The 20,807-nt window shown below is 71.0% G+C and carries 20 protein-coding genes; 1 reads left to right on the top strand and 19 read right to left on the bottom strand.

Annotation, left to right across the window (positions count from 1 at the left end):
• Positions 1 to 140 precede the first annotated feature (140 nt).
• Positions 141 to 692 (top strand): DUF1697 domain-containing protein, encoded by a 552-nt coding sequence (locus tag ACFYRY_RS28090; RefSeq protein WP_389151332.1) that lies wholly within the window; start codon positions 141 to 143, stop codon positions 690 to 692.
• 3 nt (positions 693 to 695) lie between these two features.
• Here the strand turns inward: ACFYRY_RS28090 and ACFYRY_RS28095 are convergent, their stop codons facing one another.
• The 19 genes from ACFYRY_RS28095 to ACFYRY_RS28185 form a co-directional block, all read right to left on the bottom strand.
• Positions 696 to 1,544: an aldo/keto reductase gene (locus ACFYRY_RS28095; protein ID WP_389151335.1), complete on the bottom strand. Its 849-nt coding sequence runs from the start codon at positions 1,542 to 1,544 to the stop codon at positions 696 to 698.
• 84 nt (positions 1,545 to 1,628) lie between these two features.
• A complete protein-coding gene (locus ACFYRY_RS28100; protein WP_389151338.1) occupies positions 1,629 to 2,369 on the bottom strand; it encodes a sirohydrochlorin chelatase in 741 nt (246 codons plus the stop codon).
• A gap of 5 nt (positions 2,370 to 2,374) precedes the next feature.
• A complete protein-coding gene (locus ACFYRY_RS28105; RefSeq protein WP_389151341.1) occupies positions 2,375 to 3,280 on the bottom strand; it encodes an ABC transporter permease in 906 nt (301 codons plus the stop codon).
• Positions 3,267 to 4,070 (bottom strand): ABC transporter ATP-binding protein, encoded by an 804-nt coding sequence (locus tag ACFYRY_RS28110; protein ID WP_389151344.1) that lies wholly within the window; start codon positions 4,068 to 4,070, stop codon positions 3,267 to 3,269. The genes ACFYRY_RS28105 and ACFYRY_RS28110 overlap by 14 nt, the downstream gene beginning before the upstream one ends.
• A gap of 12 nt (positions 4,071 to 4,082) precedes the next feature.
• Positions 4,083 to 5,192, bottom strand: coding sequence for an aliphatic sulfonate ABC transporter substrate-binding protein (locus ACFYRY_RS28115; RefSeq protein WP_389151347.1), 1,110 nt, complete (start codon positions 5,190 to 5,192; stop codon positions 4,083 to 4,085).
• A gap of 223 nt (positions 5,193 to 5,415) precedes the next feature.
• A complete protein-coding gene (locus tag ACFYRY_RS28120; RefSeq protein WP_389151350.1) occupies positions 5,416 to 6,750 on the bottom strand; it encodes a sulfate adenylyltransferase subunit 1 in 1,335 nt (444 codons plus the stop codon).
• A 2-nt stretch (positions 6,751 to 6,752) separates the two neighbouring features.
• On the bottom strand, positions 6,753 to 7,691 hold the full coding sequence (gene cysD, locus ACFYRY_RS28125) for a sulfate adenylyltransferase subunit CysD (protein ID WP_389151353.1): 939 nt from the start codon (positions 7,689 to 7,691) through the stop codon (positions 6,753 to 6,755).
• Entirely contained in the window at positions 7,688 to 8,263 is a 576-nt protein-coding gene (gene cysC, locus ACFYRY_RS28130) for an adenylyl-sulfate kinase (RefSeq protein WP_389151356.1), read from the bottom strand. Before cysC ends, cysD begins: the two co-directional genes overlap by 4 nt.
• Positions 8,260 to 8,979 (bottom strand): phosphoadenylyl-sulfate reductase, encoded by a 720-nt coding sequence (locus tag ACFYRY_RS28135; protein ID WP_389151359.1) that lies wholly within the window; start codon positions 8,977 to 8,979, stop codon positions 8,260 to 8,262. Before ACFYRY_RS28135 ends, cysC begins: the two co-directional genes overlap by 4 nt.
• Positions 8,976 to 9,155 (bottom strand): hypothetical protein, encoded by a 180-nt coding sequence (locus ACFYRY_RS28140; RefSeq protein ID WP_389151362.1) that lies wholly within the window; start codon positions 9,153 to 9,155, stop codon positions 8,976 to 8,978. Before ACFYRY_RS28140 ends, ACFYRY_RS28135 begins: the two co-directional genes overlap by 4 nt.
• Complete coding sequence (locus ACFYRY_RS28145) at positions 9,152 to 10,849, bottom strand: nitrite/sulfite reductase (protein ID WP_389151365.1); 1,698 nt, start codon at positions 10,847 to 10,849, stop codon at positions 9,152 to 9,154. Before ACFYRY_RS28145 ends, ACFYRY_RS28140 begins: the two co-directional genes overlap by 4 nt.
• Positions 10,850 to 10,975: 126 nt before the next feature.
• Positions 10,976 to 11,059, bottom strand: coding sequence for a putative leader peptide (locus tag ACFYRY_RS28150; RefSeq protein WP_356763453.1), 84 nt, complete (start codon positions 11,057 to 11,059; stop codon positions 10,976 to 10,978).
• Between the two features lie 127 nt (positions 11,060 to 11,186).
• Positions 11,187 to 11,759 carry a GNAT family N-acetyltransferase gene (locus ACFYRY_RS28155; protein WP_389151368.1) on the bottom strand — a complete coding sequence of 191 codons (573 nt, stop codon included), beginning with the start codon at positions 11,757 to 11,759 and terminating at the stop codon, positions 11,187 to 11,189.
• 155 nt (positions 11,760 to 11,914) lie between these two features.
• A complete protein-coding gene (locus ACFYRY_RS28160) occupies positions 11,915 to 13,210 on the bottom strand; it encodes a hypothetical protein (protein WP_389151371.1) in 1,296 nt (431 codons plus the stop codon).
• Positions 13,211 to 13,744: 534 nt separating this feature from the next.
• Positions 13,745 to 15,379 carry an acyl-CoA dehydrogenase family protein gene (locus ACFYRY_RS28165; RefSeq protein WP_389151374.1) on the bottom strand — a complete coding sequence of 545 codons (1,635 nt, stop codon included), beginning with the start codon at positions 15,377 to 15,379 and terminating at the stop codon, positions 13,745 to 13,747.
• A gap of 143 nt (positions 15,380 to 15,522) precedes the next feature.
• A complete protein-coding gene (gene sbnA / locus ACFYRY_RS28170) occupies positions 15,523 to 16,494 on the bottom strand; it encodes a 2,3-diaminopropionate biosynthesis protein SbnA (RefSeq protein WP_389151377.1) in 972 nt (323 codons plus the stop codon).
• A 36-nt stretch (positions 16,495 to 16,530) separates the two neighbouring features.
• A complete protein-coding gene (sbnB, locus tag ACFYRY_RS28175) occupies positions 16,531 to 17,565 on the bottom strand; it encodes a 2,3-diaminopropionate biosynthesis protein SbnB (RefSeq protein ID WP_389151380.1) in 1,035 nt (344 codons plus the stop codon).
• Positions 17,562 to 18,557: a TauD/TfdA family dioxygenase gene (locus tag ACFYRY_RS28180; RefSeq protein ID WP_389151384.1), complete on the bottom strand. Its 996-nt coding sequence runs from the start codon at positions 18,555 to 18,557 to the stop codon at positions 17,562 to 17,564. The genes sbnB and ACFYRY_RS28180 overlap by 4 nt, the downstream gene beginning before the upstream one ends.
• Before the next feature lie 59 nt (positions 18,558 to 18,616).
• Positions 18,617 to 20,725, bottom strand: coding sequence for an amino acid adenylation domain-containing protein (locus tag ACFYRY_RS28185; protein ID WP_389151387.1), 2,109 nt, complete (start codon positions 20,723 to 20,725; stop codon positions 18,617 to 18,619).
• Between the last annotated feature and the right edge of the window lie 82 nt (positions 20,726 to 20,807).

Below are 20,807 nucleotides of genomic sequence, written 5' to 3' on the forward strand. Positions count from 1 at the left end.
GGTGTCCGCCCGACGACACAGCCCCCGCCGAATTGCCCCGGCGGGGGTCGGCAGCTGCCTTAGGGGTCCTTTCACTATGAGCGTCCGATCAGGGCGCGTGCCCCGGGCGCTCATAGTGAAAGGACCCCTAAGGTGTGCGGATGACGACGACGTATGCGGCGCTGCTGCGCGGGATCAACGTGGGCGGCAGCAGGAAGGTCCCGATGGCCGACCTCCGCGCCCTGCTGGAGAGCGTCGGCCACCACGACGTGAGCACGTATCTGCAGAGCGGCCAGGCCGTGTTCGCCAGTGACCACGGGGACGAGGAATCGCTGGCCGACGAGATCGCGGCGGCGATCGAGAAGCGGTTCGGCTTCGTGGTCGACGTGATCGTGCGCGACCACGCCTACCTCAGCGCGATCGCCGAGGACTGCCCGTTCCCGGCCGCCGACCTGGAGGCCAGGCAACTGCACGTCACCTACTTCTCCGCCCCCGTCGACGAGGAACGGTTCGCCGAGATCGACCGGGCCGCCTACCTCCCGGAGGAGTTCCGGCTCGGCGACCGCGCCCTGTACCTCTACGCCCCGAACGGCCTGGGCCGCTCCAAGCTGGCCGAGCACCTCTCCAAGCCCCGGCTGAACAAGGGCGTGATTGCCACCAGCCGCAACTGGAACACCGTCCTCAAGCTGGTGCGGATGACCGGCTCGGCGTGACCTTCAGTCCGCCGTGACCAGTGCGTCCAGCCGGGTCAGGTCGGACGCGGACAGCTCCACGGCACCGGCGCCCAGGTTCTCCTCCAGATGCGCGAGGGAGCCGGTGCCCGGCGTCGGACACAGCACCGGGGAGCGGTGCAGCAGCCACGCCAGGGCGATCTGGCCGGGCCCGGCACCGTGCGCGGCGGCGATGTCGGCGCACACCGCATCCGAGGTCAGCGATCCGTTGCCCAGCGGGAACCACGGCAGGAACGCGACCCCGCGCGCCTCACACACCCTCAGCAGCGGCTCCGAGGCACGGTCGAGCAGGTTGTAGCGGTTCTGGACGGACGCCACGGACGTCAACTCCAGGGCCGTTTCCAGCTGTTCGACGGTGACGGTGTCGAGGCCGATGTGCCGGATCTTGCCCTCGGCGCGCAACTCGTCGAGCACGCCCAGCTGTTCGGCCATCGGGACGTCCGGGTCCAGCCGGTGCAGCTGGTACAGGTCGACCCTCTCCAGCCGCAGCCTGCGCAGGCTCGCCTCGCACATCTGCCGCAGCCGCTCGGGCCGCCCGTCGATGTGCCAGGCCGTGTCGCTGGTGCGCACCACGCCGCCCTTGGTGGCGATCACCAGGTGCTCGGGGTACGGGTGCAGGGCCTCGGCCACGAGTTCCTCGGCGATCGACGGGCCGTAGTTGTCCGCAGTGTCGATCAGCGTGACCCCGCGCTCCACCGCCCGCCGCAGCACCGCCACCGCGTCCGCCGGATCACCTCGCGGGCCCCAGTAGCCCGGGCCGGTGAGCTGTGCGGTGCCGTAGCCGAGCCGCCGTACGGGCAGTTCTCCGCCCAGCGGGAAGGAGTCCTGGATCATTCGGCCGAGCCTATTGCAGGAGCGCTCCGGCCGGGCAGGGGGCGGGCTGTCGCGTTGGATCGCCGCGCCCCGCGTCAGGGGGCGTCACGCCCCCACGGCCGCGAGCAGCGGCACCCGGGCCGCGTCGTACCGCTCCAGCAGCACCCGCGCCACCTCCGGCGACGGGCCGAGCACCTCCGCCAGGACGTCCGCCCCTGCCGCGCCCCGGGCGATCCGGTCGGGGAGGAAACCGGGCGCCAGGACGTACGGCGCGACGGCGACCCGCTCGCAGCCGAGGGCCCGCAGTTCCCGTACCGCGTCCTCGGTACGGGGCAGAGCAGCGGAGGCGAACGCAGGTCGCACGGCGCACCAACCGGTGTGCCGCCACTCCCGCGCGATTTCAGCGATCACTGCGATCGCCTCCGGGTCGGTGGACCCCGCCGAGGCCAGGACGACCCCGGTCGAGGACTTGTCGGCGGGCGTCAGCCCCGCCTCGTGCAACCGCCGTTCCAGGGCGGTGAGCAGCAGCGGCGACGGGCCGAGCACCTCGGCCTGCCGGATCCGCAGCCGCGGCGGCGCGTCCCGCAGGACCGCCGGGATGTCCGACTTCGCGTGGAACGCGCGGCTCAGCAGGAGGGGGAGCGCCACGACCTCTCCCACGTCCTGCGCCGCCAGCGACTCCAACACCCCTTGCACGGACGGGACGTTGAACTCCAGGAAACCGGTCTCCACCCGCAGGCCGGGGCGCAGCGAGCGCACCCGCCGTACGAGGGCGTGCACCGTCGCGGCGTGCCGCGGGTCGCGGCTGCCGTGGGCGATGACCAGGAGGACGGGTTTCTTGTGCATGAGGCTCAGCTCTTCACCAGCAGACCGCGGCTGCGCAGCACCCACCGCTCCAGCGGGCTGAAGATCAGCAGGTCGATGGCGATGCCGACGAACAGGATGAGCAGGATGGCGAGGAAGACCGTGGCCATGCTGCTGTTCGTACGGCCGACTTCCAGCAGCTGACCCAGGCCCGTGCCGAGGTCCGGCGCCTGCGCGATGATCTCGGCGGCCATCAGCGAGCGCCAGGAGAACGCCCACCCCTGCTTCAGTCCCGCCACATAACCGGGCAACGCGGCGGGCAGGACGACGTGCCAGATGCCGCGCACACCGGTCGCCCCCAGGGTCCGTCCCGCGCGCAGGAACAGCGGCGGCACCTGGTCGACGCCGGACACCAGACCGTTGGCGATCGAGGGGACCGCGCCGAGCAGGATCACGGCGTACATCATCTCGGGCTTCAGGCCCAGCCAGATCACGGAGGCCGGTACCCAGGCCACCGACGGCAGCGACTGCAGACCGGACAGGATCGGCCCGATCGCCGCGCGCACGAACTTCACCCGCGCCACGAGCAAGCCCAGCGGCGTGCCGATGACGAGGGCGAGCGCGAAGCCGAACAGACCGCGCGAGACGCTCGTCCAGATGTAGCCGAGCAGCGTGCCCTTGAGCCACGCGTCCTCGGCCTCGGCCCACACGGCGCCGGGGGAGGGCAGCTTCGACGGGTCGTCGACGATCTTCAGGGAGATCAGTCCCTGCCAGACCACCAGGACCACGACGATCGCGGTGATCGGCGGCAGGATCTTCTCGCGGAAGGTCTGGCGAAACGGCGGCCGTCCGCTGACCGAGCTCTCCAGCGCGTCGAGACCCGCCTCGATGCCGGCCAGCGCGGAGCCGTTCTTGGCGCTCCCGTCGGTCGTCTTCGCGTCAGTGCTGGCCATGGCGGCGGATCTCCCCACGCAGTACTTCGGTGATCTCGACGGACAGTTCCGCCACGGGCGCGTCCTCGATGCGGCGCGGCTGCGGGATGTCGACCGTCCACTCGCGCGCGATGCGGCCCGGCCGGGACGACAGCAGCACCACACGCTGCGCGAGCCGCACCGCCTCACGCACGTTGTGCGTCACGAAGAGGACGGACACGCCGGTCTCCGCCCAGATCCGCGTCAGCTCGTCGTGCAGCACATCCCGGGTGATGGCGTCCAGCGCCGCGAACGGCTCGTCCATCAGCAGCAGGTTGCTCTCCTGGGCGAGCGCCCGGGCCAGCGCCACACGCTGACGCATACCGCCCGACAGTTCGTGCACCCGTTTGCCGTACGCGCCCTTCAGCCGGACGAGTTCGAGCAGCTCCTCGGTCCTGGTCCGGCGTTCGCTCTTCGGAACTCCCCGCAACCTGAGGGCGAGTTCGATGTTCTTGCCCGCGGTCAGCCACGGGAAGAGGGCGTGCTCCTGGAACATCAGGGCCGCGCGGCCGTCCGTCGTGATGGACCCGACGGTGGGCTTGTCCAGCCCCGCCACCAGGTTCAGCAGTGTGGACTTGCCGCAGCCCGAGGCCCCCAGGAGGGTGACGAACTCGCCCGGTGCGACGTCGATGCTGATGTCGTCCAGCACGAGCTGTTGCCCGGTGGGGCCCGCGAAGGACTTCGAGACGTGCTCGATGCGCGCCGCGTGCTCCACTGTCTCGGCGGCCTTGGCGAAGGTCGTGGCCATGGTCGTCACCTCCTGGGAACTCATCGGGGTCTGCGGTCAGTTCGTGCCGAGGCCGGCGGCGTCGACCGGGCTTTCACCCTCGGCCTTGAGGACCTTGTTGAGGGGCGTGAGGTCGTAGATGCCCTTCAGGTCGGGCTTCTCCAGCAGACCGGCCTTGACGGCGTGCTCCGCCTCGGTGTTGAGGGTGGCGGCCAGCGGGTCGTTGGTGAACTGGATCGACTTCCAGGCCGGGTCCAGGACGTCGGCGGGCAGCGCCTTGCCGGAGTCCGCCGCCAGCTGCTTGTTCGCCGCGGCCCTCGCCGCGTCCGGGTTGGCGTTGATCCACTTGTTCGCCTCGACGGAGGCCCGCAGCACCGCCTCGACGGCCTTCGGGTGCTCCTTGAGGAAGTCCTGCCGCACGATGATGTTCGTGATCACGAACTTCTTGTCCGGCCACAGCGACGACTCGTCCAGCAGCACCTTCGCGCCCTCGGCGACCAGCTTGGACGCGGTCGGCTCGGGCACCCACGCACCGTCGATGGAACCGGACTTGTAGGCGTCCGGGGTGACCTTGTTGTCCGTGCGGACGACCGAGACGTCACCCTTGCCGCTCTCCGCGTCGACCTTCCAGCCCTGATCGGCGATCCAGTTGAGGAACGCCACGTCCTGCGTGTTGCCCAGCTGCGGAGTCGCGATCGTCTTGCCCTTGACGTCCTTGAGGGACTTGATCTTCTTCGGGTCGACCACGAGCTTCACACCGCCGGACGCCGAACCGCCGATGATGCGCAGGTTCTTGCCGTTCGACTTGGTGTAGCCGTTGATCGCCGGGGACGGGCCGATCCAGCCGATGTCGATCGACTTGGAGTTGAGGGCCTCGATCTCGGAGGGACCCGCGTTGAAGATCTGGTACTGGGCCTTGGTGGCGCCGAGGGACTTCTGGAAGTACCCCTTCTGCACACCCACCAGGGCGGTGCCGTGGGTCAGATTGCCGAAGTACCCGATCTTGACTGAGTCGAGGCCGTCGATCTTCTTCGCGCCGGCGGCGACCTTGGCGGTCTGGTCGTCCTGTGCCTTGGAACCGTAGCCGCAGGCGGCGAGGGTGAGCAGAGGCAGCGCGACGGCGGCGGCCAGGCCGCGGCGTATGAGGGTGGATCGGTTGGCAGGCACGGGAGGTGTTCCCCTCGTTGGCCCGGCGGTCACGGTCTTTCAGGTCGTGGCCGGGAGGTCGGCAGGTTTTCGTCTACAGCGGTGGGGGGTGCGGGCGCGCAGGCAGTGCGCGAACGTCAGCGCACACATCGCGCCACCCCGCCCTGCCCACTGCCGAGGGCACCGCTGCCGACGCGGCCGCCCTCCTTCGCGAACGAGGAGTAGAAGTCGGTGGAGTCCATGGTCAGAAGTCCCACCCGTCGTCCTCGGCGGTGACCTTGACGGGCTCCGGCGCCGCGAACGACTCGCCGACCATGCCCGCGGTGAGCGTGGTGCCGTCGTTCGGGTCGATCAGGATGAACGAGCCGGTGCGCCGCGAGTCCGCGTAGGAGTCGACCGGCAGCGGCTCGGCGGTACGGATCTTCACCCGGCCGATGTCGTTGGCGACGAGCTGTCCCGGGTGCGGGTGCAGGGACAGGTCGTCGAGCGTGAGCCGGGACGGGATGTCCTTGACGATCGCCTTCACCGTGCGGGTGCCGTGCTTGAGCAGCACCCGGTGACCGACGGTCAGGGGGGCGTCGGCGACATGGCAGACGGTCGCCTCGATGTCCTGGGTGGTCGGCGGCGCGTCCTTGCTGGGCACGATCAGGTCACCGCGTGAGATGTCGATGTCGTCCTCCAGCAGGAGGGTCACCGACTGGGTGGTCCAGGCGACGTCGACCGGCGTCCCGAGCAGGTCGATGCCGGAGATCTTCGTCGAGCCGCCGGACGGCAGCACCGTGACCTGCTCGCCGACGCGGAAGGAACCGGCCGCGATCTGGCCCGCGTACCCCCGGTAGTCGGGGTGTTCGGCGGTCTGCGGCCGGATCACGTACTGCACGGGCAGCCGGGCGTGGCAGTGGCTGAGGTCGTGGGCGACCGGCACGGACTCCAGGTGCTCCAGGAACGTCGGCCCGCCGTACCAGTCCATGTTCGCGGACGCTTCCACCACGTTGTCACCGGCGAGAGCCGAGATCGGGATGGCGGTGACCTCGGGGACGCCCAGCTCGGTCGCGTACGCCGTGAACTCCTCGGCGATGTCCGCGAACACGGTCTCCCGGTAGTCCACCAGGTCCATCTTGTTGACGGCCAGGACCACGTGGGGGACGCGCAGCAGGGCGGCGATCGCGGCGTGCCGGCGGGTCTGTTCGACGACGCCGTTGCGGGCGTCGACGAGGATCACCGTCAGTTCCGCGGTGGAGGCGCCGGTGACCATGTTGCGGGTGTACTGCACATGGCCCGGGGTGTCGGCGAGGATGAACCGGCGGCGGGGCGTCGCGAAGTAGCGGTAGGCCACGTCGATGGTGATGCCCTGCTCCCGCTCGGCCCGCAGGCCGTCGGTCAGGAGCGCGAGGTCCGGGGCTTCCTGGCCACGGCTCGCGGAGGCGCGCTCGACGGCCTCCAGCTGATCGGTGAGGATCGACTTGGAGTCGTGCAGGAGACGGCCCACCAGGGTGGACTTGCCGTCGTCGACGGAGCCGGCGGTGGCGAACCGCAGCAGGGTGGTTTCCGAGAGTTCCTCGGTCGTGAGCGTGCTCATGATTAGAAGTACCCCTCGCGCTTGCGGTCTTCCATCGCGGCCTCGGACATCTTGTCGTCGGCGCGAGTGGCGCCGCGTTCGGTGAGCCGGGATGCCGCGATCTCGGTGATCACGGCCTCCAGCGTGGTGGCGTCGGAGTCGACGGCGCCGGTGCAGGACATGTCGCCGACCGTGCGGTAGCGCACCTGGCGCTTCTCCACGGTCTCGGCGTCCTTCGGCCCGCCCCACTCGCCGGCCGTCAGCCACATGCCGGCCCGCCGGAACACCTCGCGCTCGTGGGCGAAGTAGATCTCGGGCAGCTCTATGCCCTCGCGGGCGATGTACTGCCACACGTCGAGTTCGGTCCAGTTGGACAGCGGGAAGACGCGGACGTGTTCGCCGGGAGCGTGCCGTCCGTTGTACAGGTTCCACAGTTCGGGGCGCTGGCGGCGCGGGTCCCACTGCGAGAACTCGTCCCGCAGCGAGAAGACCCGCTCCTTGGCGCGGGCCTTCTCCTCGTCGCGGCGACCGCCGCCGAAGACCGCGTCGAACCTCTCGGCCTGGATCTTCTCCGTCAGCGGAAGCGTCTGCAGCGGGTTACGGGTGCCGTCCGGGCGCTCCTTGAGCACCCCCCGGTCGATGTAGTCCTGCACGGACGCGACATGCAGCCGCAGACCGTGCTTGTCGACCGTGCGGTCCCGGTACTCCAGCACCTCGGGGAAGTTGTGCCCGGTGTCCACGTGCAGCAGCGAGAAGGGGATCGCCGCGGGGGCGAACGCCTTCAGCGCCAGATGCAGCATGACGATGGAGTCCTTGCCGCCGGAGAACAGGACCACCGGCCGCTCGAACTCACCCGCCACCTCGCGGAAGATGTGCACCGCCTCGGACTCCAACGCGTCCAGGTGCGAGAGGTCGTACGGGGTGTCCGTACCCTCCTCGACCTTGGCTGCGGTCGTCGTCATGCCAGTCCCCTCTCGGTGAGCAGCGCGTGCAGCGCGGCTGCGGACTCCTGGACGGTCTGGTGCTGTGATTCGATGCGCAGATCGGGCGAGAGGGGCTCCTCGTACGGGTCGTCGACCCCGGTGAGCCCGGTCAGCTCGCCCGCCGCCTGCTTGGCGTACAGACCCTTGACGTCCCGGTCGCTGCACACCTCGACCGGGGTCGCCACATGCACCTCGACGTACGCCGCCCCGCCGTCCTGGTGGCGCTTGCGCACCGCCTCGCGGCTGTCGGCGTACGGCGCGATCACCGGGACCAGCACCTTGACACCGTTACGGGCCAGCAGTTCGGCGACGAAGCCGATGCGCTGCACATTGGTGTGCCGGTCCTCGCGGGAGAAGCCGAGGCCCGCCGAGATGAACTCGCGGATCTCGTCGCCGTCGAGCACCTCGACGAGGTGGCCCGCGGCGCGGAGCCTGCCCGCCAGCTCGTACGCGATGGTGGTCTTGCCGGCACTCGGCAGACCCGTGAGCCAGACGGTGGCTCCGGTCGTCACTTGGTCCTCCTGATTCGTCGACAGCACAGTGGTCGTCATCCGTGCAGTCCGCACTCGGTCTTGTTGAGGCTCGCCCAGCGGCCCGCGCGCGCGTCCTCGCCCTCCAGGACGCGGCGGGTGCAGGGTGCGCAGCCGACGGAGGCGTAGCCGTCCATCAGCAGCGGGTTGGTGAGGACACCGTGCTCGGTGATGTACGCGTCCACGTCGTCCTGGGTCCAGCGGGCGATCGGGGAGATCTTGACCTTCTGGCGCTTCTCGTCCCAGCCGACGACCGGGGTGTTCGCCCGGGTCGGGGACTCGTCGCGGCGCAGCCCGGTCGCCCAGGCCGCGTACTCCTTGAGGCCCTCCTCCAGCGGCTCGACCTTGCGCATCTTGCAGCACAGGTCGGGGTCGCGGTCGTGCAGCCTCGGCCCGAACTCGGCGTCCTGCTCGGCGACCGTCCGCCTCGGCGTCAACGTGATGACGTTGACGTCCATCACGGCCTCCACCGCGTCGCGGGTACCGATGGTCTCCGGGAAGTGGTAGCCGGTGTCGAGGAAGACCACGTCGACGGGGGAGCCGCTCCTGCGTACCCGGGACGCGAGATGGGCGACCACCGCGTCCTCCATGGAGGAGGTCACGCAGAAGCGCTCCCCGAAGGTGTCGACCGCCCACTGGAGGATCTCCAGCGCGTCGGCGTCCTCGAGGTCGCGGCCCGCCTGCTCGGCGAGCGCCTTCAACTCCTCGGTCGTACGGGTTTCTTGCGCCGTCCTCATATCTGGTCCTGTCCGTTGTCGGCACGCTGAACACCCCGGGCCAGCAGCCCGAGGAACTTCAGCTGAAATGCGCGGTTGCATGCCGCGCATTCCCAGGCACCGTGACTCTCCTCGTTCGGACGCAGGTCCTCGTCGCCGCAGTAGGGGCAGTAGAAGGGGGCGGCCCGCTCGCTCATGAGAGGGCCTCCTCGGATGTGCGCGTGGCCCAGGCGGCGAAGCGCTCACCCTCCTCGCGCTCCTCCTGGAAGCGCTTGAGGACGCGCTCGATGTAGTCGGGCAGCTCGTCGGAGGTGACCTTCAGACCGCGCACCTTGCGGCCGAAGCCGGCCTCCAGACCCAGCGCGCCGCCCAGGTGCACCTGGTAGCCCTCGACCTGGTTGCCGTCCCCGTCGAGGACCAGCTGCCCCTTGAGACCGATGTCCGCCACCTGGATACGGGCGCAGGCGTTCGGGCAGCCGTTGATGTTGATGGTGATCGGCTCGTCGAACTCGGGGATACGGCGTTCCAGTTCGTCGATCAGGGCGGAGCCGCGCTGCTTGGTCTCGACGATGGCGAGCTTGCAGTACTCGATGCCGGTGCAGGCCATGGTGCCGCGCCGGAACGGGGACGGCTTGGCGGTCAGGTCGAGGGCCGCAAGGGCCTCGACCAGCGACTCGACCTGCGCCTCCTCGACATCGAGGACGATCATCTTCTGCTCGACGGTGGTACGGACCCGGCCCGAGCCGTGGGCCTCGGCGAGCTCCGCGATCTTCGTGAGCGTCGCGCCGTCCACCCGGCCCACCCGCGGGGCGAAGCCGACGTAGAAACGGCCGTCCCGCTGCCGGTGCACGCCGACGTGGTCGCGCCAGCGCTCCACGGGCGCGGCGGGCGCGGGGCCGTCGGCGAGCGGGCGCTTGAGGTACTCGTCCTGAAGGACCTGGCGGAACTTCTCCGGGCCCCAGTCGGCGACCAGGAACTTCAGCCGGGCGCGGGTGCGCAGGCGCCGGTAGCCGTAGTCGCGGAAGATGCCGACCACGCCCGCCCACACCTCGGGGACCTCGTCCAGCGGGACCCAGGCGCCGAGCCGGACGCCGATCTTCGGGTTGGTGGACAGGCCGCCGCCCACCCACAGGTCGAAGCCGGGGCCGTGCTCGGGGTGCTCGACTCCGACGAACGCCACGTCGTTGATCTCGTGGGCGACGTCCAGGAGCGGGGAACCGGAGATGGCGGTCTTGAACTTGCGGGGCAGGTTGGAGAATTCCTTGCTGCCGATGAACCGGTCGTGGATCTCGTCGATGGCCCGGGTGCCGTCGATGATCTCGTCCTCGGCGATACCGGCGACGGGCGAGCCGATGATCACGCGGGGTGTGTCACCGCAGGCCTCGGTGGTGGACAGGCCGACCGCCTCCAGGCGGTCCCAGATCGCGGGCACGTCCTCGATCCGGATCCAGTGCAGCTGGATGTTCTGCCGGTCGGTGATGTCGGCGGTGCCGCGCGCGAACTCCTGCGAGATCTCGCCGATGACCTGCAGCTGGCGTGTGGTCAGCCGGCCGCCGTCGATGCGGACCCGCAGCATGAAGTACTTGTCGTCCAGCTCCTCCGGCTCCAGGATCGCGGTCTTGCCGCCGTCGATCCCGGGCTTGCGCTGGGTGTACAGACCCCACCAGCGCATCCGGCCGCGCAGGTCGTTGGGGTCGATCGAGTCGAACCCGCGCTTGGAGTAGATCGTCTCAATGCGTGTCCGCACATTGAGACCGTCGTCGTCCTTTTTGAACTGCTCGTTGCCGTTGAGCGGGGTGAAGTGTCCCGCGGCCCACTGACCCTCACCGCGGTGACGGCTCACCTTGCGGCGGACGGGCGCGGCGTCAGGCTTCTGCGGGGTGGCGGCCATGGTTGATACGTCCTTCGGGACAGGCGGATAAGCTGCTCTGACCTGCGCATGCGCGCACGGGAGTGGATGTGCGCGACGCTGCGTGGAAATGAGACAGAAGGGGAATGTCGGGCATTGCCGGGGCTGTCAGATCGATGGACAGATGGCGCTGGACATGCGGCCGAGGTCGACGTGCCGCCGACTCACCAAGGCAATTCCAGTTCCAGACATGGCGGAAGCGTGTCATGGCGATCTGGACACAGTCCAGCTTTGTCTGCGATGTGGACATCCTTGTCTCGAATGGTGAGACGAAGGTGGTGTCAGTCACATGCTGCCGACGCGGTCTTGTCCGCGCAGGTCAGCCAAGTCGGGCACCGGGCCAGGGGCCGGGTGCGGTCACCTGCGGTTCCTCCTGGACCTTGGTGTCGAAGAGCGTGAAGCCGCGCCGCAGATAATTGTTCATCGCGTGCTCGCTGTCCAGGCTGCAGGTGTGCAGCCACACCCGCTTGGTCGGCGGCACTCCGGGCTGGCGGTCCGCGAGGTCCCAGGCGCGGGCGGCCCCGTACGACAGCAGGTGCCTGCCGATCCGCCGCCCGCGGAAGGCCGGAATCAGGCCGAAGTACACGATCTCCACGACACCGTCGTCCTGCGCGTTCAGCTCCACGTACCCGGCGGGCGTCCCCCGGTCGTAGGCCACCCAGGTCTCCACTCCCGACCGGTTCAGGTGTTCCTGCCACCGGGCGTACGTCCAGCTCAGCCGGTCGATCCAGCGCAGGTCGCCGCCGACGGACGCGTACAGGAAGCGGCTGAACTCGGGGGAGGGGACCTCGGCGCGCACGATCCGCACGTCCCCCTCCGGCGCGGCGGCCGGCAGGAGGTCGGTCGGGGAGGTCTGCTCCAGGGACCAGGTGGTCACGGGGATGTTGGTCATGGCGGTCAGAGAATCACGAGCCCGATCGGTCTGTCGATCGCCACCCGACCGCTCCGCGCGAGCTACCGGCCGACGACAGTGAGCCGCGGGGCCTGCGTCTGCAAGCCGCGGGGCCTGCGAGCTACCGGGCCTGGGAGCGCTGCCCGGCCGCCTCCCTACTCGAGGGCCCTGTCGATCGAGGCCAGCGGCAGCGCGAAGAGCATTCGCTCCGACTGGGTCCAGACCTCGCCGCTCTCCTCCCAGTAGGAGAGGGACGGGGTGTCGGGGATCCAGCAGTTGCGCCGTTCCTCGGGCCCGCACCGGGTGGCCTGCGCGCCGTCCCGGGTCTGCCGCCACAGCGTGCCGTGTCCGTCGCCCGAGCCGACGCGGGCCACGTACCAACTGTCGTGGTACGACAGGACGCCTCCGATGTCGGAGCCGTCGGTCCGGTACACCTCGGTCGGGTCGGCGCGACCGGTGGTGTCGGTGGCCAGCAGTCCGGCGCGGGCGGTCAGGGTCGGGGCCGTGGAGAAGGAGTAGCGCCACAGGCGAGTGGGCCCGTCCTCGTCGCCGGCGGGCTGTGAGGTCGCGACCAGGCTGTCGGGTGTCGTGGTGCGGTCCAGGGAGATGCTCTCGGGGCGGGTGGCGCCGTCCGTCCCGGTCAGCCGGTACGACCCGACGGCGGGCAGCACGTACTGGTAGCCGTGCGCCGCCCAGCCGCCGTGCACCCGGCCCACCGCGTCCGCGTCCACCGTCGTGCGCTGGACCCGGTTCATGTCGTACACGTACAGGGCGTCGCGCCCCTTGTCGTCGGCGGTGACCAGCAGCTTGTCCTCGTACCAGACCATGCCGGACAGCCGCGAGGCGAGCGCCCGGTAGTCACGGCCGCCGTCGACCGGGACGACCAGCAGCACCGAGGTGTAGCGGAGGTGGCCCAGGTCGTTGGCGTCGACGAAGGCGACCCGGGCGAGACCGCGGCCGGGCGTTCCGGTGGCCTGGGACCAGCCGGAGAGGATGACCCGGTTCTGGCCCCAGACGCCGTCGTCGTCGGCGTCCCCGGAGGTGGTGACCGCGCCGGCCCGCCAGGAGCGGGTGTCGGCGGCGTTCCAGCAGTAGGCGCGGGTGGCGGCGGGCTCCACGGGCAGCGCCCTGTGTTCCTCGCCCGCGCAGGAGTCCGGGGCGCGCAGGCTCTTGTCGGCGTGGTCGAGGACGGCGTCGACGCCCACCGGCCGGCCCATCGCCGAGGCGAGCCGGTCCAGGGAGGCCTGCGGTACCCGCTGCGCCTGGAGCCCCAGCGCGGCGGTGTCGGTGGTCGAGGAAAGGGGCTTCAGCGCCCCGGGGTTGCCGTCTACCGTGGCCTGCGAAACGCTGATCATGGTGGCCGCGCCGGTCAGCGCGAGGGCGGTCCCGGCGAGGAAGGCACGCACCGCCCTGCCCCGCTTGCGCCGACGGTGTCTGCCGCGCTGTTTCATGCATCCTCCCGAGGCGGGCAACTGCGCCTGGTGATCCGTACGTTGACCGAGGAGCAGGTGGGGTGGCCCGTAGAGGGATGCTACGGCAGTCGGGGCCCGTGCGGGACGAAGACCCTGCAAATATGCGGAAGATGTACTCCTGGGGTGCAGGGGAACGAGGCCGACCAGCTGTCTTGACCGACCGTCTCATCATGCCGTCCGGGCAGAACGGAAGGGCAGGATGAAAGGGCAGGACGGAAGGGCAGGACGGAAGGGCACAGTCCGCACACAGACACCACCAAGTTGCAACCCCCCGCAACCCTGGCGGGGCGGGCGCGCTGTGTCCGAAACTTGAGGGACGCCGCCCCGAGCGGTGTCACCGCCCTGGAGAGGGCCCACGGCGGGGGTGGTGCCGTGTCGGCGCGGCATCACCCCCGCGTCCCGCGCCCGGACACCCGGGGCGCCTCCCCGGGGGCGGCGCGGATCAGACCGTCAGTACCGGCGCCGCGCAGATCGCGCCATCGGCGGATCAGGCCGCCCGGCGCCTCCGACGGGTCAGAACTCCGGCCGGGCCCGTTCCACCACCGACGCCAGGTCCAGGGTGCTCGGCAGGGTGCCGAAGGCCGCGCCGCCGTCGCCGCCCAGGCGGGACGCGCAGAACGCGTCGGCGACCTCCGAGGGCGCGTACCGCACGAGCAGCGAGCCCTGGAGCACCAGCGCGAGCCGTTCGGCCAGCCGCCGCGCCCGTCCCTCGACGCCGTCCAGATCGCCGAGTTCGGTCAGCAGGTCCTTGACCGCCGTGTCCAGACGGTGATCGGCGCCGCGGGTCCTGCCGACCTCCACGAGGAAGGCGTTCAGGGCCTGCGGCTCCCGCTGCAACGCCCGCACCACGTCCAGCGCCTGGATGTTCCCGGCGCCCTCCCAGATCGAGTTGAGCGGTGACTCGCGCACCAGCCGGGGCAGGCCCGACTCCTCGACGTACCCGTTGCCGCCCAGGCACTCGGCGGCCTCCACCGCCACCGGCGGGCACCGCTTGGTCACCCAGTACTTGGCGGCCGGCACGGCGATCCTGAGCAGCGCCCGCTCCTGCTCACCACCGTCGTCGTAGGCCGCCGCGAGCCGCAGCGCGAGGGTGGTCGCCGCCTCGGACTCCAGGGCGAGGTCGGCCAGCACGTTGCGCATCAGGGGCTGGTCGGCGAGCGTGTCACCGAACGCCTCGCGGTACGTGCAGTGGTGGACGGCCTGCGCCACGGCCTGCCGCATCAGGCCCGCCGAGCCCAGCACACAGTCCAGGCGGGTCGCCGCCACCATCTCGATGATGGTGCGTACCCCGCGCCCCTCCTCGCCGACCCGGCGCGCCCAGGTCCCGTCGAACTCGACCTCGGCGGAGGCGTTCGACCGGTTGCCCAGCTTGTCCTTGAGGCGCTGGATCATGAAGACGTTGCGGTCGCCGTCCGCCAGCACGCGCGGCACCAGGAAGCAGGTGAGCCCCTCCGGCGCCTGCGCCAGCACCAGGAAGCCGTCCGACATGGGCGCCGAGCAGAACCACTTGTGCCCGGTCAGCTCGTACGTCCCGTCCTCTGCGAGGGGGGTGGCGGCCGTGGTGGTCGCGCGTACGTCGCTGCCGCCCTGCTTCTCCGTCATGCCCATGCCGAACAGGGCCCCGGCCTTGGTCGGGGCCGGCCGCAGCCCGCGGTCGTAGACCATGGACGTCAGCCGCGGCTCCCACTCCGCGGCGAGCGCGGGGTCGGTGCGCAGGGCGGGCACCGCGGCGTGGGTCATGGACAGCGGACAGAGGTTGCCGGCGTCGACCTGCGTCCACACCAGGAACGCGGCGGCGCGCCGGACATGCCCGGCGGGCCGGGTCCAGGCCGCGGTCAGGCCCGCCGAGACGCCCTTGCCGAGCAGTCGGTGCCAGGCCGGATGGAAGTCGACCTCGTCGAGGCGGTGGCCGTAGCGGTCGTGGGTGCGCAGGCGCGGCGGGTTCTCGTTGGCCTGCGTCCCCCACTCCTGTACCTGCGCCGAACCGGCGGCCTCGCCGAGCGCGGCCAGCTCGCCGCGCACCTCGTCGAGCAGACCGGCGTCGGTGTGCCGCTCCACCGCGTCCGTCAGGGCGCGGTCGGCGGTGAAGACGTCATATCCGACCAGCGGCGGAGGCTGATTGGTCACAGTGTGGGTGCTGCCTGCCATGTCAGGAACCTACCCCTCGTGGCGGAGGTCACCACCATGACATGGCGGGCGGCGGGGGCGGGTGAGGCGGGAGGTGCGGTCCGTCGGCCGCCGCGCCCGCCCGCCCCGGCCCGTTCCCCGGACCGGGCCTTCCGGCGAGCCGCTCACGCGAGCCCTGCCAAGGCGGCCGGCACCTCCGTCTCCGTGACGTCCGCGGGCCAGCCCTCGCGGTAGACGGTGTCGAGGTAGCGCTCGCCGAGGTCCGGTGCGATGGCCACGGCCGTGAGCTCGCGACCGCCGTGCCGGGCGAGCCACTGGCCCGCCCCGCTGACCACGGTCCCGGTCGAGCCGCCGAAGAGGAAGCCCCGCCCGGCCAGCAGACGGCACACCCGTACGGTGTCCTTCTCCTCGACGTGGACCACGTCGTCGACGTACGACTCGTCAAGCAGCGGCGGCGGCACGCTGGTGCCGAGCCCGGGGATCATGCGTGGGCCCGGGGTGGCGCCGAAGGTCACCGAGCCGACACTGTCGACGGCGACCACCCGCACCCGGCGCCGCCACTGCCAGAACCAGCGGGCGCAGCCCATCAGGGTCCCGGTGGTGCCGGCCCCGACGAACAGGACGTCCAGGTCCGGGAAGCTGCGCGCGATGGCGGGCGCGGTGGTGCGGAAGTGCGCCCGCCAGTTCCCCGGATTGGTGTACTGGTTGAGCCACACGTATCTCTCGTCGGCCGCGCACAGTGCCCGCACGTACGCGATCCTGGCGCCCAGGAACCCCCCGTGCAGGTCCGGCTCGTCGATCATGTGGACGTGGCTGCCGAGCGCCTCCATCAGGCGGACACTCGCCCGGTTGCAGCGCGCGTCGGTCACGCACAGGAACCGGTGGCCCCGGCTCGCCGCGATCATGCCGAGCGCCACGCCCAGGTTCCCCGACGACGACTCGACCAGGACCGAACCGGGTCGCAGCCGGCCCTCGCGTTCGGCCGCGTCGACCATCTCGGCAGCGGCCTTCAGCTTGACCGACCCGGCGAAGTTGAACCCCTCGCACTTCAGATACAGCGGAAGTCCCAACGCGGCCCGCAGGTCGACGTAGAGATCCTCCTCGTTGAACTGCGCGGGATCGGAAATGACGGGCATGCTGCCCCCCCTCCTCGTGCACCACGTGCCCGTCGGTCAGCCGTACCGGCGCAGCTCGTGGAAGAACCCGTCGACGACGCGCAGTTCGCCCTGCCGGGCCACCTCGTCGTGGACGAACCTGCCGACCGCGAGGTCGAGCACCCCCAGCCCGAAGGGCGAGAACACCACCGTGCGGTCCGTCGGGACGGCGGCCCGCCCGGTCAGTACGTCGTCCAGCGTGCCGTTGACGAACTCCCGGCTCCCGGTGACCTGTTCGGCCAGGTGCGGAGAGGTCTCCGCCTTCAGACAGTGCTCGACGTCGTCGACGAAGTTGGCGGACCCCAGCAGGATCTGCGGTGCGAGATCCCGCAGCGACACGTGCAGCACCAGCGGATGGTGCGCGAACCACATCGGATCGTGGACGTGCGGCGTGGAGGCGACCGTCGCGAACACCAGCAGGTCGCTCGACCGCACCAGGGATTCGGCTTTCTCGTGCACGGTGATCCGCCCCTGCGCGCCCGACCGCTCCAGGTACCCCCTGAAGCCCGCCGCGCTGTCGGCGGACAGGTCGTACACGCCCGTCTCCTCGAACTCCATGCCGGTGGCGGTGAGATGGGTGTGGATGTAGCGGGCGATCAGACCGGCGCCGAAGAATCCGACCCGCCGCGGCCGCTCCCGCCCGGCGCCGAGCCGGTGCGCGGCGAGCGCCGCCGAGGACGCCGTGCGGGTGGCGCTGATGACCGAACTCTCCAGACAGGCGTACGGATAGCCGGTGCCGGGGTCGTTGAGGATCAGCACCGCCGACGCCCGCGGCAGCCCCGACCTGGTGTTCTCCGGGAAGCTGGAGATCCACTTCACGCCGTCCACCCGCAGCGGCCCGCCCAGCGAGGCGGGCAGCGCGATGATCCGTGACGAGGGCCGGTCCGGGAAACGCAGGAAGTACGAGGGCGGGTTCACCGAGTCACCGGCACCATGCAGCCGGTACACGCCCTCGACGAGCTCGCCGATCTCCGACTCCCGCCCGTGCAGCGCCCGTTGGACTTGCTCGCCGGTGATCACCGCGAACGGCGGCACGCTCTGGACGGTGCTCATACGGTCCTCACCTCGCAGTCGGAGCGCCGCACCGGGTCGCCCAGCGCGGCCAGCACCTCGCGCGGGCCGTCGAAGGGCTCCCGGCTGTGCGCGGTGCGGATGTTGTCGACGAGCAGCAGGTCCCCGGCGCGCCACGGTTCGCGCACGGTGTGCGCCTCGTACACCTCGTTGACCGTGCGGACGATGTCCTCGTCGATCGGGTCGCCGCCGCCGAAGCGGGTGGTGAACGGCAGTTGGTCGGGTCCGTACACGTCCACCAGGTACTCGCGGACCTCGGGATCCATCGTCCACTCGCTGAGGAAGGCGATCTGGTTGAACCAGCAGCGGCGGCCGGTGACGGGGTGGCGGACCACGGCGCTGCGGTGCTGGCTGGTGCGCAGCGAACCGTCGAGCCGCCATTCCCAGGCGATGCCGTTGCCGCGGCAGTACCGTTCGACGGCGCCGCGGTCGTCGGTGCCGAAGGCCTCTGCCACCGAAGCGCCTATCTCGTCGTTGTACGTCCGGTTCAGCAGCCAGCCCTCCCGTTCGAACCGCTCGGTCAGTTCGGCGGGCAGCGCGTCGAGCACCGCCGAGCCGTCGGCCAGGCAGGTCGCGCCGCCCGCGCCGGGTGCCTCCAGGCAGGCGAACAGCAGCAGGCCCGGGAACTCCAGCGCGTAGCTCGACTCGTGGTGCATGCACATCTGCTGGTTCGCCGGCCACTTGGTGGAGGAGTACACGCCGTCCGCGTACCGGCGCCGGGGCGCGAAGGGTTCCCGGTCGGCCATCAGGCGATCGCTGGTGAGGCGGCGGAAGACGGCTTCGGTGCCGACGGCGTCGGTCAGGCCCAGCCCTCGGACCAGGACCGAGCCGTGCCCGGCGACCGTGGCCCGCAGTGCGTCGCGGTGCGCGGCGGTCCAGCGCGCCGGATCGCCGGCGGCGTCGGCGTGCACCAGGGGCGGACTGCCGGGCGCGAACTCGACGTCGGGGAGCAGCGTCTCAGGCGAGGGCGGCATCTCGGTGTTCCTTTCGGGTGGTGCGCTTGAGCGGTCGATCGGGGAGAGGCGCCCGCGGTTCACGAGGCCGGTCGTTCGAGGAGCCCGGCCAGGTCCGCGAGGACCGGATGGCGGGTGACGTCCTTGAGGGTGATCGCCCGGTCCAGGGCGATCGCCAGCTTCACGGCCGCCAGCGAGGTGCCGCCGCGGTCGAAGAAGTGGTCGAGACGGCCGATCCGGTCCTCGGGGACACCGAGCACCTCGGCCCAGGCGGCGGCCATCCGCCGCTCGTCAGGCGTCCCCGGCCGGTCCGGCGTCCCGGTGCCCTCGCCGGTGCCCGCGTCGAGGTCCTCGGCGAGCGCGGTGAGCGTGCGGCGGTCCGTCTTGCCGTTGGCGGTCAGCGGCAGCCGCTGACGCCAGTGGACGACCGCCGGGACCATGTACGCGGGCAGCGAGGCGGCCAGCCGCTCCCGTACCGTGTCCGCGCCGACGGGCTTGGGGCCGGTGCAGAAGGCCGCCAGCCGGGTGCCGCGGACCACGACCACCGCGCCGTCCCGGACGCCGGGCACCCGCAGCAGCGCGTTCTCGATCTCGCCGATCTCGATCCGGAAGCCCCGGATCTTCACCTGACTGTCCCGGCGGCCCAGGAACTCCAGCTTCCCGTCGGGCAGCCAGCGCCCGTGGTCGCCGCTGCGGTACAGCCGCTCACCTGGCCGGTACGGGTCATCGGTGAACGCGGCCTTCGTGCGCTCGGGATCGTTGACGTACCCGCGGCCGACACAGACCCCGGAGAACACGATCTCGCCGGGCGCCCCCAGCGGCACGGGCGTCAGATCCTCGTCGACGACGTACACCCGCACATTGGCGATCGGCCGCCCGAGCGGCACCCGGTCCTCGTCGGGCGCCCGGAGCATGACCTCGTGGTTGGTGTCGTCCGAGGTCTCCGTCAGCCCGTACGCGTTGACCAGAGGTATCCCGGGCCGGGCCGTGAACCAGCGCTCGACCAGCTCCTTCTTCACCGCCTCCCCGGTGACCGACACACAGCGCAGGTCCGGCAGCGCACGCGGTCGCTGCTCCAGTTCGGCGAGCACGGCTTCGAGGTACGACGGCACGAGCTGGAGCACGTTGACCCGGCCCCGCTCGACCGTGTCCACGAACCGGGGCACGTCCAGGATCGTCTCCTGGCCGACCAGCAGGGTCCGCCCGCCGGACACCGGCGCGGCCAGCAACTGCCACAGCGAGATGTCGAAGCACTGGGGCGCGGTCTGCGCGACCACGTCCCCGGCGCCGACCCCGAGGTCGTCGAGCTTGGCGAGCACATGGTTGAGGAACCCGGCGTGCTCGCACATCGCGCCCTTGGGCTCACCGGTGGAGCCGGACGTGAAGTAGATGTAGGCGAGTTGACAGGCCGAGACGGACACCCCGAGATCGCCGTCCGGGTGGGCCTCGGCGTACGCGTCGGCCACGAACAGGGTCCGGGCCGTCCCCTCGACGGCGGCGTCGCTGCCCTGCTCGGTGAGGACCAGGCCGCAGCCCGCGCGGTCGAGGGTGGCGGTGACCCGCGCGGCCGGGAAGTGCGGCTCGACGGGCAGATACACCCCGCCGGCCTTCAGGACGGCCAGCACGGCCGCCATCCAGTCCAGGTTCCGCTCCATCACGACGGCGACCACGCCCTCGCGCTCCAGGCCCCGTGCCAGCAGGGCCCGGCCCAACTGGTTGGCCCGGGAGTTGAGTTCGGCGTACGTCCAGCACTCCTCGCCCTGGACGGCGGCCACCGCGTCCGGGTGCGCGGCGGCGCGCTCCTCGAACAGTTCGTGGACCCGCCGGTCGGGCAGCTCCCGGCGTGGGCCCGCCAGTCCCTCCAGCTGGTACCGGAGTTCGTCCTCGGACAACAGGCTCCGTCGTTCGGGTTCGGCGAGGGCGGTGAGGTGGTAGCCCGCGACCCGGGCGGCCGCCTCGGCGTCCAGCAGATCGGTGCGGTACCGCAGCCGCAGCGTGCGGCCGGTGACACTCACCCGCAGCCCGGAGTCGTCGGTGGTGGTCTCGCTCTCGCCGGACAGCGCCGCCAGGACCCGCTGGTGGGCGGCGAGCACCTCGGCGGGCCCGGCGGTCACCCCCACCGGAAGCGGCACGTCGTACTCGGCCGTACCCGGCACCGGATCGAGCGCCCAGCGCGGAACTGTTGCCATGCCTGATTCCCCCATTGCCCTTGCTGTTGCGCGTGTTGCGCGTGTTGCGCGTGTTGCGCTTGTGTGCGGTGCGAACAGGCGG

The sequence above is a fragment of the Streptomyces sp. NPDC005263 genome (assembly GCF_042872365.1).
Classification (GTDB): Bacteria; Actinomycetota; Actinomycetes; order Streptomycetales; family Streptomycetaceae; genus Streptomyces.